The sequence below is a fragment of the Candidatus Rokuibacteriota bacterium genome (genome assembly GCA_016188005.1).
Classification (GTDB): Bacteria; Methylomirabilota; Methylomirabilia; order Rokubacteriales; family CSP1-6; genus UBA12499.
Genome location: JACPIQ010000086.1, coordinates 1 through 16,156 on the forward strand (window position 1 = coordinate 1; position 16,156 = coordinate 16,156).

The 16,156-nt window shown below is 71.7% G+C and carries 15 protein-coding genes; 4 read left to right on the forward strand and 11 right to left on the reverse strand.

The genetic code is table 11. The features are described 5' to 3' along the window. Positions 1-131: 131 nt before the first annotated feature. Positions 132-848, reverse strand: a complete 717-nt coding sequence (tsaB, locus tag HYV93_16800; protein MBI2527628.1) for a tRNA (adenosine(37)-N6)-threonylcarbamoyltransferase complex dimerization subunit type 1 TsaB — start codon at positions 846-848, stop codon at positions 132-134. A 95-nt stretch (positions 849-943) separates the two neighbouring features. On the opposite strand from tsaB, the gene HYV93_16805 reads away from it, so the two are divergent. The 4 genes from HYV93_16805 to kbl all read left to right on the forward strand — a co-directional run bounded on the left by HYV93_16805 (position 944) and on the right by kbl (position 5,100). After that, positions 944-1,630 (forward strand): hypothetical protein, encoded by a 687-nt coding sequence (locus HYV93_16805; GenBank protein MBI2527629.1) that lies wholly within the window; start codon positions 944-946, stop codon positions 1,628-1,630. A gap of 262 nt (positions 1,631-1,892) precedes the next feature. Continuing rightward, complete coding sequence (locus tag HYV93_16810) at positions 1,893-2,768, forward strand: DMT family transporter (GenBank protein ID MBI2527630.1); 876 nt, start codon at positions 1,893-1,895, stop codon at positions 2,766-2,768. Continuing rightward, on the forward strand, positions 2,678-3,868 hold the full coding sequence (locus HYV93_16815) for an NAD-dependent epimerase/dehydratase family protein (GenBank protein MBI2527631.1): 1,191 nt from the start codon (positions 2,678-2,680) through the stop codon (positions 3,866-3,868). The genes HYV93_16810 and HYV93_16815 overlap by 91 nt, the downstream gene beginning before the upstream one ends. 47 nt (positions 3,869-3,915) lie before the next feature. Beyond that, the gene (gene kbl / locus HYV93_16820) at positions 3,916-5,100 is read left to right on the forward strand and encodes a glycine C-acetyltransferase (protein ID MBI2527632.1); all 1,185 of its coding nucleotides are present in this window, start codon (positions 3,916-3,918) and stop codon (positions 5,098-5,100) included. A 16-nt stretch (positions 5,101-5,116) separates the two neighbouring features. On the opposite strand, the gene HYV93_16825 is transcribed toward kbl, so the two are convergent. The 10 genes from HYV93_16825 to HYV93_16870 form a co-directional block, all read right to left on the reverse strand. Beyond that, positions 5,117-6,718, reverse strand: a complete 1,602-nt coding sequence (locus HYV93_16825; GenBank protein MBI2527633.1) for an ABC transporter substrate-binding protein — start codon at positions 6,716-6,718, stop codon at positions 5,117-5,119. 24 nt (positions 6,719-6,742) lie between these two features. Next, a complete protein-coding gene (locus HYV93_16830) occupies positions 6,743-7,582 on the reverse strand; it encodes an ABC transporter permease (protein ID MBI2527634.1) in 840 nt (279 codons plus the stop codon). A 1-nt stretch (position 7,583) separates the two neighbouring features. Further along, positions 7,584-8,546 (reverse strand): ABC transporter permease, encoded by a 963-nt coding sequence (locus HYV93_16835; protein ID MBI2527635.1) that lies wholly within the window; start codon positions 8,544-8,546, stop codon positions 7,584-7,586. A gap of 55 nt (positions 8,547-8,601) precedes the next feature. Further along, positions 8,602-9,102: a transcriptional repressor NrdR gene (gene nrdR, locus HYV93_16840; protein ID MBI2527636.1), complete on the reverse strand. Its 501-nt coding sequence runs from the start codon at positions 9,100-9,102 to the stop codon at positions 8,602-8,604. Beyond that, positions 9,099-10,349, reverse strand: a complete 1,251-nt coding sequence (locus HYV93_16845; protein ID MBI2527637.1) for a serine hydroxymethyltransferase — start codon at positions 10,347-10,349, stop codon at positions 9,099-9,101. Before HYV93_16845 ends, nrdR begins: the two co-directional genes overlap by 4 nt. Positions 10,350-10,360: 11 nt before the next feature. Further along, on the reverse strand, positions 10,361-10,831 hold the full coding sequence (gene rpiB / locus HYV93_16850) for a ribose 5-phosphate isomerase B (protein ID MBI2527638.1): 471 nt from the start codon (positions 10,829-10,831) through the stop codon (positions 10,361-10,363). 274 nt (positions 10,832-11,105) lie between these two features. Further along, positions 11,106-12,392 (reverse strand): MFS transporter, encoded by a 1,287-nt coding sequence (locus HYV93_16855; GenBank protein ID MBI2527639.1) that lies wholly within the window; start codon positions 12,390-12,392, stop codon positions 11,106-11,108. Continuing rightward, positions 12,389-13,969, reverse strand: a complete 1,581-nt coding sequence (locus HYV93_16860; GenBank protein ID MBI2527640.1) for an MBL fold metallo-hydrolase — start codon at positions 13,967-13,969, stop codon at positions 12,389-12,391. Before HYV93_16860 ends, HYV93_16855 begins: the two co-directional genes overlap by 4 nt. Beyond that, a complete protein-coding gene (gene thiI, locus HYV93_16865; GenBank protein MBI2527641.1) occupies positions 13,966-15,207 on the reverse strand; it encodes a tRNA 4-thiouridine(8) synthase ThiI in 1,242 nt (413 codons plus the stop codon). Before thiI ends, HYV93_16860 begins: the two co-directional genes overlap by 4 nt. A gap of 138 nt (positions 15,208-15,345) precedes the next feature. Beyond that, positions 15,346-16,155 (reverse strand): hypothetical protein, encoded by an 810-nt coding sequence (locus HYV93_16870; GenBank protein ID MBI2527642.1) that lies wholly within the window; start codon positions 16,153-16,155, stop codon positions 15,346-15,348. Position 16,156 lies beyond the last annotated feature (1 nt).

Below are 16,156 nucleotides of genomic sequence, written 5' to 3' on the forward strand. Positions count from 1 at the left end.
GGGTCAGGGTCTCGGCCACGTCGCCTCGCCTCCGGCTACGGCTCGCCCTGGCTCGCTCACGCTCGCCCTACCTCCCATATCCGCTCGCCTCGCCTCCGGCTCCGGCTCGCCCTGGCTCGCTCACGCTCGCCTTACCTCCCATGTCCGCTCGCCTCGCCCCCGGCTACGGCTCGCCCCACCTTCAGCTCGGCCTCGGAGGGGCGGAGGTAGAAGGGGAGCAGCGCTTCGGGGGCCACGCCCTGGCCGGCCTCGAGCATCGCGTGACCGAGCTGGGCAACGACACCAGGAGCCGGCAGCCGCCTCCCGGGCGGGGCCACGCGCAGGGAGTCGCCGAGCGGAGCGAGGAAGGAACGGCAGGGCTCCACGCCGTCGCCGAGCACGATCACGGGAGGCTCGAGGCGCGCGACCGCCGCCGCGGGAGGCAGCGCGAGATAGTCCCAGACTCGCACCATCCGGTCCCGGCTCCACCGGTACAGCGAGAGGTACACCTCGCCCTTGCGCGCATCGAGGAGCGGGCACACGGGCGCATCCGCGAAGGGCAGCGCGGACGCCAGGGCATCCAGTGTCGGCACGGGCGCCACGGGGAGGCCCAGCGCGAGGCCCAGCCCCTTCGCCGTCGCCACCCCGACGCGGATCCCGGTGAAGGAGCCTGGCCCGATCGAGACGGCCAGACCCTCCAGGTCCCTCGCGCCCCACCCGCAATCCTGGAGCAGCCGGTCCACCGTGGCCATGAGCCGCTCGGAGTGCGTGAGCGCTACCGAGAGCACGCTCTCCCCGACGAGGCGGTCGCCGTCCAGGAGCGCCGCGCCGCCGCTCAGGGTCGCGCTCTCGAGGGCCAGCACTTTCATCGCCGGCTCAGTGTAACACCTCGACTCACGGTATAATGCCAGCGAGCCTGTCAGGGCTCGAGGGACGCTCACCACCCACCGAGGAGGAGGCCTCGATGACCCCGCAGGCCCGCAAGGAAGCCGCCCTCATGGACGCCGAGGTCCGCGAGAAGATCCACCTGGAGATCCTGAAGCGCACCGGAGCCTACCACGCCAATGACCACATTCTCCTTCCCTCGGGTCACCACACCACCGAGTACATCGAGAAGACGCTCGTCACCACCGAGCCTGCCTTCACGGAGGGACTCGGGGCGGTGATTGCCAAGCACTTCGCCCCCTGGCCCCTGGACGTGGTGCTGTCCACCGGGCCCGGGGCCCTGATCCTCTCGCACTGCGTGGCCCGGGCGCATCCCTCCCGTCCCACCGTGATGTACGGCACCAAGGGCGTCAGCGCGGGCAAGCGTCGCGTCACCCTGCCGGCGGAGTTCCACCGCCTCGTGCGCCCCGGGACGAAGGTGCTCATCGTCGAGGACCTGGTGAGCTCCGGACAGACGGTGCGTCTCCTGACCCAGCTCGTCGAGGAGCGTGGCGCCCAGGTGGTCGGCATCGGCGCGCTCTGGCGCCGCACGAGGAGGGCCGAGGTGGACGGGAAGCCGATCTTCAGCCTGGTGAGCCGCGACTTCCCGACGTATGCGCCCGAGACCTGCCCCCTCTGCAAGAAGGGCGTCCCTCTCAATCAGGAGTTCGTGAAGCGGCGCGAGGCGCGCCGGCCCTCCTCGGCCCAGGAGCACGAGACCTCCTAGCCCCCCGGCCAATCCGGGGCCGGCCCCCATATCTCGCCCCTCCGGTGCGCGTGGAACCCTCCATCCGGTATTTTCCGCTTGACAGCCTTTCCACCCTCCCCGTAGAGTCCGGACAGACGATCAAGCGCAAGGACGCGCGGAACGGGAGGGAGGTGACAAGATGGCGAAGAAGAAGGCGGCCAAGAAGAAGAAGAAGTAAGGCGCCCGATCTGGCGCTCGGCCCTGTCGGCCCCATCCCGGCAGGGCCGAACCATCTCCGACGATGACTCCCGCCCGCGCGTACGGCCTGCTCCTGCTGGTGACCCTCCTGTGGGCCGGGAACTTCCCCCTCGGCAAGCTTGCGTTGCTGGAGCTCGGCCCCATCACGCTCACGGCCGCGCGGGCCACGCTGGCCGCGCCGGGCCTCGTCCTCCTCGCGCGCCTCACCCACGGCCCCTTCCCCGCGTTCGCGCGGCGGGATCGCTGGACCTTCGTCGTGATCTCCCTCACGGGGCTCGTCGGCAACACCACGATCTGGTACTGGGGCCTCTCTCACACGAGCCCCGTGAACGCCGGGATCCTGGGCGCCGCGGCCCCCGTGATCGTGGCGCTGGCGGGCGCCGTCTGGCTCGGCGATCCTCTCGCCCCGCGGCACATCCTCGGCATCGCGGTCACCATGGGGGCCGTGCTCCTCACGATGTCCCACGGCTCCCCGGAGGCCCTGTTGACGCTGTCCTTCAACCGGGGCGACCTGATCATCCTGGTCTCCCAGATCGCCTGGGTCGGCTACACCGTGTTCAGCCGGGCGAGCCGTTCGGAGCTGCCGTCGCTGACCGTGCAGGCCGGGGCGCATGTGGTGTCGCTGGCGGTGCTGGCGCCCCTGGCGCTCCTTGAGCGCCCGTGGCAATCCCTGGCGGCAGCATCCTGGGTGGGCTGGGGAGTGATCGTCTACGCGGCCGGGCCCATCGCGCTGGGGCACATCTGGTACTACCAGGCGATCCGCATCGTGGGGGCGGGCCGGGCCGCCGTCTTCATGAACCTCGTCCCGTTCGTCGTGATCGCGCTGTCATGGCTGATCCTGGGCGAGCCGATCCGCTGGTACCACCTGACGGGAGCCACGGTCGTCATCGGCGGCGTCGCGCTGGCCACGGCCCGCTGACCCGCACAGGAGGCCAGCGGAACGGGGGATCGTCCCGGTATGATGGGCCGGGAGTCCACGCAGGAGGAGAGCGGGTGGCGCGCAAGCCCGTCGTGCTCGTGACCGGCGCCAGCGGGGAGATGGGGCATGGCTTGATCCACCGCCTCGCCGACCTGGGCGCCTTCGATGTCCTCGCCCTGGACGTCCGGGGTCTGGACCCGGCTCTTGCGCGCCGCTGCGCGGCGGTGCGGATCGGGGACATCCTCGACCGGCATCTCCTCGACCGCCTGAGGAGCGAGTTCGAGATCTCCGTCGTCTTCCATCTGGCGGCCCTTCTCTCCACCCGCGCCGAGTTCATCCCCGAGACCGCCCATGAGGTCAACGTGCAGGGCACGCTGGGCGTGCTCCGCCTGGCGCTCGAGGAGGCCCGCTCGCTGGGCCGCCCGGTGAAGGTCCTCTTCCCGAGCTCCATCGCCGTCTACGGGTTGCCGGACCTCGCGGCCAAGCGCGCGGCCGGCCGGGTCGCCGAGGACCGTTGGCTCGGCCCCATCACGATGTACGGCTGCAACAAGCTCTACTGCGAGCACCTGGGCCGCTACTTCGCCCGCCACTACCGCCAGCTCGCCGCGCCGGGCGGGCTCGGGGGCGTCGACTTCCGCGCCATCCGGTTCCCCGGGCTCATCTCGGCCTTCACGCTGCCCAGCGGGGGGACCAGTGACTACGCCTCGGAGATGCTCCACGCCGCCGCCCAGGGGCGCTCCTATACCTGCTTCGTCCGCGAAGACACACGGCTCCCCTTCATGGCGATGCCCGACGCCATCGGAGCCCTGCTCGCCCTGATGGAGGCGCCAGGCGAGTCGCTGACAACCCTCGTGTACAACGTCGGGGCCTTCAGCCCGAGCGCCGGCGAGATCGCCGATCTGGTACACGCGGCCTTCCCGGCCGGGCAGATCGCCTTCGCGCCGGATCCGCGCCGCCAGGCCATCGTGGACTCCTGGCCGGAGGATGTCGATGACGCGCGGGCCCGGCACGACTGGGGCTTCCGGCCGGCCTACGATCTCGGGCGCGCCTTCGGCGAGTACCTGCTGCCCAATGTCCGGCGCCGCTACGCCGGGCCCTGAGCGAGGAGGGGGGCCGGCGCGCGCCGCCGCCCCCAGGGAGGGCGACCATGTACGGGGAGGTCAGGAGGCGGCTGGAGAGCGAGCTCGACGAGATCCGCCAGGCGGGACTCTGGAAGGGCGAGCGGGTCATCGAAGGGCCGCAGGGAGCGCGGGTGGCCGTCGCCAGCCGGGAAGTGCTGAACTTCTGCGCCAACAACTACCTCGGCCTGGCCAACGACCCCGCACTGCTCCGCGCCGCCCGGGAGGGGCTCGAGCGCTGGGGCCTCGGCCTGGCCAGCGTGCGCTTCATCTGCGGCACCCAGCGCGTCCACACGGAGCTCGAAGCCGCCCTGGCGCGCTTCCTCGGCACGGAGGACGCGATCCTCTACACCTCCTGCTTCGACGCCAACGGCGGGCTCTTCGAGACGCTCATGGGCGAGCCGGACGCCGTCATCTCCGACGCGCTCAACCACGCCTCCATCATCGATGGCATCCGCCTCTGCCGCGCCCAGCGCCACCGCTACGAGCACGCCGACATGGCCGATCTCGAGCGCGCCCTGCACGCCACGCGGGAGGCCCGCACGCGGCTCATCGCCACCGACGGTGTCTTCTCCATGGACGGCGACGTGGCGCCCCTCCGCGAGATCTGCGACCTGGCCGACCGCTACGATGCCCTCGTGATGGTGGACGACAGCCACGCCACCGGCTTCTTCGGCCCCACCGGTCGGGGCACCCCCGAGCACTGCGGGGTCGCCGGCCGCGTGGACATCGTCACCTCCACGCTCGGCAAGGCGCTCGGCGGCGCCAGCGGCGGCTTCACGGCCAGCCGCCGCGAGGTGGTCGCCCTCCTCCGCCAGCGCTCGCGCCCCTACCTGTTCTCCAACACGCTGCCCCCGGCACTGGTCTGCGCCTCCCTGGCCTGCCTCGAGATCCTCTCGGGGAGCACCACGCGGCGCGACCGGCTCGAGGCCCACACCCGCTGGTTCCGCCGCGCCATGACCCAGGCCGGCTTCGCCATCCGCCCGGGCGAGCACCCGATCGTCCCCATCATGCTGGGCGACGCGCACCTCGCCCAGGGGATGGCCGCCGCGCTCCTCCAGGAAGGGATCTACGTGGTCGGCTTCGCCTACCCCGTCGTGCCGAAAGGTCAGGCCCGCATCCGCGTCCAGCTGAGCGCCGCGCACGAGCCCGCCCACCTCGAGCGAGCGGTGGCCGCCTTCGTCAAGGTCGGCCACGCCCTCGGCGTCCTCTGACCCCCCGCCCGGCCTGCTACGGGGCGAGCCAGACCTTCATGAACGTGTTGTTGTCGTAGGTGGTCACACCCGGCCTGTAGTTCCGGAGCCGCTTGTCCTTGAAGAACCACCCCTCCACCCAGCCCACTGCGAGGGAGGAGTGGTCGCCCCGTCCGAGGATGTGACGCTGGAGCTCCCAGTACAGCGCCTTGCGCCTGTCGCGATTCGACTCCCGGAGCGCGCGGGCGGCGAGATCGTCCACCTTCGAGTCTGACCAGCGGCCCCAGTTGCTGCCCGCCTCGGTCGTGTAGGCGATGTGGAAGACGGCGGAGGGGTCGTTGACGTCCATGCTCCGGTCCTGGGTGGCGATCAGGAGGAAGTCCCCCTTGCCGAAGGCCGCGAAGCCCGCCGCGCTCTCGTGGGTCTTGAGTGTGCCGCGGATGCCGATCCGCCTGAGCTGGGCCAGCACGAGCTGCGCCCTGTCCACGTAGTTGCCCACCGAGCGCGTGGCCACCTCGATGTCGAGGCCTCCCGGGTGGTGCTTCTCGACCAGCCGCTTGGCCTCGGCCACGTCCGCGTCCTTGGGCTGGCGGCAGCCCGGCACTTTGCTCACCTCCTCGAGCGGCAGCGCGAAGTCGCCGACCAGCTTCGGGTCGAGGATGGCGCAGGGCACGCCCGCGCCCTCCAGCGCCTTGCCGACCAGCTCCTGGCGGTCGACAGCGAGGTTGACGGCGCGCCGGAGGTCGGGGTTATTGAAGGGCGGCTTCGTGGCGTTCAGGTAGATGAGGAAGAGGGTATTGATCGACGTCTGGAAGATCTCCACGTCGTCCCGCGCGCGCCTGAGCTCGTCGGCCTGCGTCTTCCGCATGGCCGGCCAGGCATCCCAGAGCATGATCTTGCTCGCCTTCGCAGCGGCCACCTGGGTGGGTCCGCCCACCAGGATGAACTGCTTGACGCCGTCCAGATACGGGAGCCCCGGGATGAAGTAGTTCGGGTTGCGCTCCCACTCGATCACGCTGCCGCGCTCGTACTTCTTGAACCTGAACGGCCCCGTGCCGATCTGTGCCTCGGGCCCGTTGAGATCGCCGTACTTGGCGAGGATGTGCTTGGCCGCGATCCGGCACCACGCGGAGGCCACCGAGGGCACGAAGGGCGCCGCCGGGAACTTCAGCTGGAAGGTCACCGTGTGCGGGTCCACCGCCTCCACGCTCGCCACCATGGGCTTGAGCGAGGCGCCGCACTTGGGGCTCTTGAAATCAGGCCGCAGGACGCGGTCGAAGGTCGCCTTCACGTCGGCCGAGGAGAAGGGCTGGCCGTCATGCCACCTGACCCCCTTGCGCAGATGGAAGGTGTAGGTCTTCCCATCGGGTGACACGGTCCAGCGCTCGGCAAGGTCACCGATCACCTTGGTGGGCTCGTCGGGATCGTAGTGGAGGAGCCCGCTGTAGACACCCGCCGTGGCCTGCTGGACGACCAGCGGCGACTCGGCGTGGACGTCCAGCCGGCCGGGATCGCCATAGTCGAACCAGGTGAGCACCCCGCCGCGGCGCGGCTTCTCCTGGGCCGCCGTCCAGGGCGTCCCGAGCGCGGCGAGCAGCAGGAGCGCGGCGATGACACCGATCACCCGCGAGGTCCTCATGGCTCCCTCTCCTTTCGGTCCCGGCTAGCCGAGACCCCCGCGCAGGCGCGGGTCGGTGACGTCACGGATCGAGTCCCCGAGCAGGTTCAGCCCGAAGACAGCCAGGCTGATGGCCAGGCCAGGGAAGAATACCATCCACGGGGCCGTCTCGATGGCCTGCACGCCGGCCGTGAGCATGCCCCCCCAGGACGGGTCGTCCGGGGGGGCCCCGGCGCCGAGGAAGGAGAGCGAGGCCTCCACCACGATGGCGTAGGAGACGTTGGTCGTGAGGAGCACGATGTAGCTCGCCAGGCAGTTGGGGAGCAGGTGGCGAGAGATGATGCGCCAGTGCGAGCCGCCGGCCGCCCGTGCCGCCTCGACATACGGCGCCGCCGCGACGCCCAGGGCCACGGCGCGCACCGTCCGCGCCGCCGTGGGGGTGAGCAGGATGATCAGGGCCAGGATGACATTGGTCACCGACTGGCCCAGCGCCGCCATCAGGGCCAGCGCAAGGATGATGGGCGGCAGCGCCATGAGACTGTCGACCACCCGCTGGCTGCCGATGTCGGCGAGCCCGCCGAGGTAGGCCGTCGCGACGCCCCACAGCGCGCCCAGCGTGATCCCGACGACGACCGAGGCAAGCCCCACGTAGAGGGACAGGCGCGCCCCCCAGATCACCCGGCTCAGCACGTCACGCCCGACCTGATCCGTGCCCATGAGGAACTCCGCGCTCGGGGCGAGGTAGGGGGCGAAGGCCGTCTCCTTGGGCCCGTGGGGCGCCAGCCGCGGCGCCAGGAGGGCCACGCCCACCAGCACGAGGACCACCAGGGCGCCGGCGGCGCCGAGGGGCTGGCGGAGGGCGAGGCGCCCGGCGGCGGCGAGCATGTCAGGCGTAGCGGATCCGCGGATCCAGCCAGGCGTACGTCAGATCCACGAGGAGGTTCACCGTGAGGAAGACCACGGCCATCACGAAGATCATGGCCTGCACCGTCGGGTAGTCCCGCTGCGCCACCGCGTGCACCAGCGCCGTGCCCATGCCGGGCACGACGAAGATGATCTCCATGATGACGAGCCCGCCGAGCAGCCGGCCGCCCCACCACCCGACGAAGGTCACCACCGGCAGGAGCGAGTTCCGCATCGCGTGCCGGTACACCACCGCCCGCTCCCGCAGGCCCTTGGCCCGCGCCGTGCGGACATAGTCCTGGCGGATCACCTCGAGCATCTCGGAGCGCGTGAGCCGCGTGATGGGCGCGCTGATGTAGTAGGCCTGGCAGAGCGCCGGCCAGATGAGCTGCTTGAGATTCTCGAGCGGGCTCTCCGTGAAGGCGACGAACTCGAGTGGCGGCATCCACCGGAAGAGCCGCCCCAGGCCGTAGAGGATGAGGGCGCCGGTGACGAAGAGCGGCAGGCTGAGCCCGCTCAGGCTCACGGCGCGCGCCAGGTAGTCGAGCGCGCCGTTCTGGCGCACGGCCGAGACGACGCCGAGCGGCACGGCCCAGGCCACGGCGAGGGCCAGCGTCAGGAGCGCCAGCTCCATGGAGCGCGGGAAGCGCTCGCGGAGGATGTCGCCGACCGGCCGCCGCTGCGTGTAGGACTGGCCGAAGTCGCCGCGCACGGCGCCGCCGGCCCAGGCCAGGTACTGGCTGACGACGGGGCGGTCCAGTCCGAGCTCCTGCCGGATCTCCTGGATCTGCCTCCGCTGGATCGCGCTCGACTCGGAGCCGCTCTGATAGACGAGGATCTCGGCGATGTCGCCGGGCACGAGCCGCATCAGCACGAAGACCAGCACCGAGGCCCCGACGAGGGTGGGGATGAAGAGCCCGAGGCGCCGGAGCACGTAGCTGCGCATGGGGTGGCAGGTATGCTACCGGCGCCGGGCGAGCCAGGTCAAGGCGGCCCGGTGATCAGCGGCGGGGAGCGCCCTTGACGGGCTTCGCGAGCTTGCCCTTCTCCCCGTCCTTGATGAGCCCCTTCACCTCGTCCATGAACTGCGAGATGTCCTTGAACTGGCGGTAGACGGAGGCGAAGCGGACATAGGCCACCTGGTCGAGCTTCTGGAGGTGCTCCATCACCAGTTCGCCGAGCTCCTTGCTCGTGATCTCCTTCTCGGCCCGCTCGTGGAGCCTGGCCTCGATCTCGGCCACCACGTCGTCCACCGCCTGGACTCCCACGGAGCGCTTCTCGCAAGCCTTGAGGATGGAACCGCGGAGCTTCTGCCGGTCGAAGGACTCGCGCCGTCCGTCCCGCTTGACCACGTGCGGGAGCACGTCCTCGACGTACTCGTAGGTGGTGTAGCGGCGGTGACACTTGAGACACTCGCGCCGGCGCCGGATGAACTCGCCGTCGCGTCCCACGCGCGAGTCCACCACCCGGTCCTCGCTGTGGCCGCAGAAGGGGCACTTCATGCGCGGAGGCGCTCGGCGTAGAGCGGGAAGTGGGCGGTGAGGCCCTGGACCTCGGCCCGCACCGCGGCCTCCACGGAGGCGTTGCCGAGATTGGTCAGGACCCGGTCCACCAGCGCCGCGATCTGGGCCATCTCCGGCTCCCGCATGCCGCGGGTGGTCACCGCGGGGGTCCCGACCCGGATCCCGCTGGTCACCATCGGGCTCTTGGTGTCGAAGGGGATACCGTTCTTGTTGACCGTGATCCACGCCCGGTCGAGGGCCTCCTGCGCCTCCTTGCCCGTGATCCCCTTGGGCGTGAGGTCCACCAGCATGAGGTGCGTGTCGGTGCCGCCCGAGACGAGGCGGTACCCGCGCCCCGCGAGGGCCTCGGCCAGCGCGCGGGCGTTGCGGACGATCTGCCCCTGGTAGCCGCGCCACTCGGGGCTCTGCGCCTCGCGGAAGGCCACGGCCTTGGCCGCGATGACGTGCATGAGCGGGCCGCCCTGGATGCCGGGAAGCACGACCCGGTCCAGGGCCGCGGCATGCTGCGCCCGGCACATGACCATGCCGCCGCGAGGCCCGCGCAGCGTCTTGTGCGTCGTCGTGGTCACGAAGTCGGCGTACGGGATGGGCGAGGGGTGGAGGCCCGCCGCCACGAGGCCGGCTGGATGCGCGATGTCGGCCATGAGGGCCGCGCCCACCTCGTCGGCGACCTGGCGGAACGGCTGGAAGTCGATGGCCCGCGGGAAGGCCGACCCGCCGGCGATGATGAGCTTCGGGCGGTGCTGGCGCGCGAGGTCGCGCACCTGGTCGAGGTCGATACGCTCTGTCTCGCGCGTCACGCCGTAGGCGACGATGCGGTAAAGCTTGCCGGAGAAGTTCAGCGGGTGGCCGGCCGTGAGGTGGCCGCCGTGAGCGAGGTTCGACCCGAGGACCGTGTCCCCGGGCTGGAGCAGCGTCATGTAGACCGCCATGTTGGCCTGGGAGCCCGAGTGCGGCTGCCCGTTGACGTGCTCCGCGCCGAAGAGCTCCTTGGCGCGCGCGATGGCCAGCTCCTCGGCGATGTCCACGATCTCGCAGCCACCGTAGTATCGCCGGCCCGGGTAGCCTTCGGCGTACTTGTTGGTGAGGACGGAGCCCGTGGCCTCGAGCACGGCCTCGGAGACGAAGTTCTCGGAGGCGATCAACTCCAGGTTGCGCGCCTGCCGCTCCGTCTCCGCGCGGATGGCCTTGGCGACCTCCGGGTCCACCTGCTCGAGCCAGCCCATGTCCGCCCCCGTTACGCCTCGCCCGTCGCCCGGTCGGCATGGCGGCGCTCGACGGCGGTGATCTTCTCCACGCGTCCGCTGTGGCGCCCGCCGGCGAAGCCGGTGTCGAGCCACACCTTGACGATCTCCAGCGCCATCTCCGCCCCCATCAGGCGGCCACCGAGAGCCAGCACGTTGGCGTCGTTGTGCTCACGGCTCATGCGGGCGGTGTAGAGATCGGCGCAGGCCGCCGCGCGAACGCCGGGGACCTTGTTGGCCGTGATAGCCATGCCGACGCCGGTGCCGCAGACGAGGATGCCGCGCTCCACCTTGCCGACCGCCACCGCCTCGGCCACCTGGGCGGCGTAGTCCGGGTAGTCCACCGCGTCGGGGGAGTGGGTGCCGAAGTCGAGCACGGGCCGGCCCTGGTCGATGAGCCAGGCCTTGAGGGCTTCCTTCAGCTCCCAGCCCGCGTGATCGGCCCCCAGGGCAACGGCGCTCATCGCGGCCCAACGTTACGCTCCGTCGCGGGCGGGTGTCAAGCGGCCCCCACATCTTGTGCGCGGGGGGCCTTCCCCCGAGGCCATGCCCTCGGCGCAGGGCCCACGCACCTGCGCCAGATGGGATCGACCAGGCCGGGGGCGCCCGCCCCGCCGAGGTCGATCGCCGGCAAGTCGTCGAGCGGGGGCGGGCGGAGGCGGATCTCCAGCCCGACCGTCGCGGCGACGGTGACGAGGAGCGAGGCGGCGCCGACGAGTCGTCTGGCGAGGGAGCTCCTCACGGGCCCGTCGAGGCCGGCGCTGCGTGCGCGGGCGCGTGAGTGGGGCCCCCCGCCCGGACCCCGCGCAGGAGGCCCAGACCCGCCAGGAAGAACACGCCGATCGCGACGATGGCGATGCGCTGGTTGCCGCCGGTGAGCCGGGAGGCCAGGCCGAACACCATCGGGCCGAAGACGGCCGCGGCCTTGCCGCAGAGCGCGTAGAAGCCGAACAGCTCCGCCTCCTGGCCCGGCGGGATGAGCGTCGCCATGAACGTGCGGCTGGCAGCCTGGATGGCGCCGAGCCCCGTGCCCGCCACGATGGCCAGAATGAAGAACTGTGCCTTGGTCTGGACGACGTAGGCCGCCACCACCACGACGCACCACTGGACGAGCGTGCAGGTCACGACGAACTTGGGGCCCCTGAGGTCGGTGGGGCGCCCCCACGCCCATGCCCCTCCGAGCGCTGTGAGCTGCACCACGAAGTAGAGGAGGATCACCTCGGTGGTGGAGAAGCCGAGCGTGTGCCCCGCGAACACCGCGGAGAAGTACACCACCGTGTTGACGCCGTCTTCGAAGAAGAGGTAGGCGAGGAGGAACCGGCGCAGGTCGGGCATCCGCGCGATGCGTCGCAGGGTGGCCTGGGTGCGCGTGAAGCCAACCCCCACGGCCTCGCGGAGGCTCAGCGCGCCCGGCCGATCGCCGGGCAGCCACACGAAGGCGGGGATGGCGAAGGCACCGAAGAGCGCCGCCGCGGACAGGAAGGCGCCGGCGTAGCTTCCCCGGAGGGCGAAGGGCAGCGCCGCGCCGAGCGCCACGGCCGAGCCCAGGTAGCCCACGGCGAAGCCGTACGCCGACAGTCTGCCCTGACGCTGGCGGGGCGCGAGGCCGGGCAGGTAGGCGTTGTAGTAGACGATGGCGGCCTCGAAGCCCACCGTCCCGATCACAGCCAGGACCCATCCCCGGAGCACGTCGCCGGGCCCCACCGTGGCCATGAGCGCCGTCGCCGCCACGCTCGCATACGTCAGGATGAACAGGAAGCGCTTCCGCAGGCCGGTGTGGTCGGCGATGGCGCCCATGGGGGGCGCCGACAGCGCCACGAGGACCATGGAGGTGGTCACCGAGAGGCCCCACCAGAAATCCCCTTCGCCCCGCTCGTTCCCCACCACCGCCAGCGCATAGTACTTGGAGTACACGGTGGCGGGGATCACGGCGACGAAGGCCGAGTTGGCGAAGTCGTAGAGCGTCCAGGCGACGACGGCGCGCCGGTTTGCCGCGGTTCTCGTCCCGCCCGACGCGCTGGTCACGGGAGCGGCACCCGCTGGCCGTCCCGGGCCACCTCGACCGTCCAGCCGCGCTCCCGCCGGATGGCCTCGCGCAGGGCCTCGGCCGCCTCCGGCTCGCCGTGCACCACGTAGGTCATGGCGGGCGGACGCCGGAAGCCGCCGAGCCACCGGAGGATCTCGCTCCGGTCCGCGTGGGCCGAGTACGCGTCGCTGGTCAGGATCGTCGCCCGCACCGGCACCATCTCGCCGAGCAGCTTGACCTCGCGGACGCCGTCGCGGAGCAGCCGCCCGCGCGTCCCGGCCGCCTGGTAGCCCACGAAGAGCACCGTGGTCGCCGGCGCCGGCAGCAGGCGCCGCAGGTGGTGCAGGATGCGCCCGCCCGTGGCCATGCCGCTGCCGGCGATGATGATGCCGGGCCCGTCCACGGCGTTGAGCCGCTTGGAGTCCTCCACGGACCGCGCCAGGTGGAAGCGCCGCGGCGCGAAGGGGCGCTTGCCGGCGGCCTCGGCGCCGCGGAGCGCCGTGTCGTGCTCCTCGGGATGGCGCGCGTAGATGGCCGTCGCCTCGATGGCCATGGGGCTGTCGAGGTACACCGGCAGCGAGGGGATGCGCCCGGCCTCCTCCAGCTCGCGCAGCGTGTAGAGCAGCTCCTGGGAGCGCCCCACGGCGAAGGCCGGGACGAGGAGCCAGCCGCGATGGCGGGTCGCTCGCTCGACGGCCTCCGCGATCCCGGCGGCGCGGTCGCCGTCGGGGTGGAGCCGGTCGCCGTAGGTGGACTCCACCAGGAGCACGTCGGCCTCGGCCACGGGGTCCGGATCGCGCAAGATGGGCACGGTGTAGCGTCCCAGATCGCCCGAGAAGACGACCACCCGCCCTCCGGCGGAGACCTCCACGAGCCCGGCGCCGAGGATGTGGCCGGCTGGCAGGAAGCGGGCCCGGACCGGGCGCGCTGGCTGGAAGGGCTCACCGAACTGCACGGTGCGGATCAGCTGGAGCGCGCGCCGGGCATCCTCCGTGGTGAAGAGCGGCAGCGCAGGCGCGTGGCGGGAGGTCTTGTGGCGGTTGGCGAAGGCCGCCTCCTCCTCCTGGAGGCTCGCGGCGTCGGGCAGCATGACGGCCAGCAGATCGGCCGTGCCGCGGGTGCAGAACACGGGTCCCGTGAAGCCCGAGCGCACGAGCCGCGGCAGATAGCCCGCGTGGTCGATGTGGGCGTGGCTGAGGAGGACCGCACCCAGGCGCGCCGGGTCCACGGGGGGCGGCTGCCAGTTGCGCAGGCGCAGCTCCTTGAGCCCCTGGAAGAGGCCGCAGTCCAGGAGCAGGCGTGCGCCGCCGGCCTCCAGGAGATGCTTGGAGCCGGTGACCGTGCCGGCGGCGCCGAGGAAGGTGAGATGGCCGGTTCTTCCATCTCGCTTGAACGTGGAGGACTCCGGGTGGCGGTTGGGCCTCTTCGCGCCTCTGGCGCTTTCTCCATCTCGCTTGAATGTGGAGGACGTCGGGTGGCGGTTGGGCCTCTTCGCGCCTCCGGCGCTTTCTCCATCTCGCTTGAATGTGGAGGACTTCGGGTGGCGGTTGGGCCTCTTCGCGCCTCCGGCGCTCATCGGGGCGGTGGGGGTGCGGCGTGGGCGCCCTGGCCCCGCCGCGAGGGGAAGGGGCCGAAGCCGGGGGGGAAGTCGAAGGTTTCCTCGCGGGTGCCCTCGACACCCTGGGCCACCAGCCCCGCGATGTCGAGCGGCGCCTCCAGGGCCAGGGCCTCCTCGCGGCTGACGCGCGTGCCTGGGTGCTTGGGGACGAAGAGCGTGCAGCAGTCCGCGTCGGGCTCGATGGAGATCTCGAAGGTGCCGATGGCCTGCGCCTGCGCCGTGATCTCGAGCTTGTCCATGCCGATGAGCGGCCGCAGCACGGGAAGGCTCGCCGCCCCGTCGATGCACGACAGGTTCTGGAGCGTCTGCGAGGCCACCTGCCCGAGGCTCTCGCCGGTCACGAGCGCCGCCGCTCCCGCGCGGCGGGCGAGGGCCTCGGCGATGCGAAGCATGAGCCGGCGGTAGATCACCACGCGGGCGGCGGCCGGCACGGCCAGCACCACGGTGCGCTGGATCTCTCCGAAGGGCACGAGGTGGAGCCGGGAGAAGTACTGAAACGCCGTCAGCCGCCGCGCCAGCTCGCGCGCCTTCCGGATGGAGTCGTCCGGGAGATACGGCAGGCTGTGGAAGTGGACGAAGAGCACGCGGCAGCCGCGCTTCATGAGGCGCCACGCCGCCACCGGCGAGTCGATACCGCCCGAGAGGAGCGCCACCACCGTCCCGCTCGCTCCCACCGGCAGCCCGCCCGGGCCCGGCCGGCGGTCGCCGTAGACGAAGGCCTGCCCCGGGAGCACCTCGACGTGCACGTTCAGCTCCGGGTGCTCCAGGTCCACCCGCGTCGCGTGCCGCGCCAGCACATGCGCCCCCAGCTCGCGGTTGAGCTCCACCGAGGTGTGGGGCAGCGTCTTGAACGCGCGGCGGGCCGTGATGCGGAAGGAGGCGAAGGCGCGCCCCTCGGTCACCCGGTCCACCGCCTGCCTGAGCGCCTCGAGGGACGTTCCCGCCCGTTCAGCCACAGCGACGTTGGCCACGCCGAAGACCCTCCCCACTCGCTCCGCCACCGCCGCGGCCTCGACGCCTGGAGCCGGCTCCAGCACGATACGCCCGGTGAGCTGGGTCACGCGCGGGGCGCCCAGATCCGCGAGCGCGCGGGAAAGGTTCTGCTGCAGGTGCCGGAGGAAGAGCGGGCGGTTCCCCCGCTTCAGGCTGATCTCGTGATAGTGGACGATGACGCAGCGGGCGCGGACCGCCGGCATCACGCCTCCGACTGGGGCGGCCGCGGGTGCTTCGGGCGCCGCTGGTAGACGGTCTTGGGGACTTCCACCTTGGGCGGCTTGCGCGGCATCGGCTTGCGCACGCGCGCATGCACCGGCTTCCGGCGTGGCATGGTGCCGTCAGTATAACGCGCCGGGGCAGGTGCTCACCCGCGCCTCGCGCCCGGCTGCCTTGTACATCTTCACGCCGCCCCAGGGGTGACCGGCGACCCCGTCGTGGAGCGCCCAGCTCCTCCCGCGCACCGTGCGCGCGGCTTGCGGCTGCCGGAACGCCGACGAGCCGTCGAGCCGCGCGGCGAGCTCGCCGCCGGGGGCGAAGCTCTCGTGAATGCCCTCCATGATCTCGCGCCCCATGAGGTACCCGCAGCCGTGGCGCTCGTAGAGGATGGCCGAGTGGTAGAAGAGCGGGTCGATCAGGTAGATCTCCTTGCCGATGAGGGAGCAGAACCGCTCCATCGCCTCGAGCACCTGCGCCAGCATGCGCAGTCCGCGGCGCACCTGCCCGGGTGCCAGCCCGTCCCGCAGGGCACGCAGCTCCTCGGGCAGGTTGCGCGAGGCCGTGCCGAAGAGGGTATCGAGCCCGTCCTGGTCGCGGTCGATCGCATAGCGCGACGCCGCGGGATCGTTGATCTGCACGAAGGCGAGCTCGGGCACGGAGAGCGAGGACATCTCCACGTCCACGAGGAGCGCCGGGTCGCGGTCCTCCTCGGTCGCGCGCACCTCCACGCGCACCCAGGACTGGTCCCCGGGCGCCGTGACACGGACCAGTCGCGTCCCGTCCGGCCCGCAGAGCGTGGCGGGATCGATCTGGAAGCGCCGGAGGAGGTCGTCCGGGACGAGGCGCAGGTAGGGCGCGTGGAGCACCTCGCGCGGCAGCGCGTTGATCTCCTGGATCGAGCCGAGGCCGAGCCCCTCGACGCGGGCATCCACC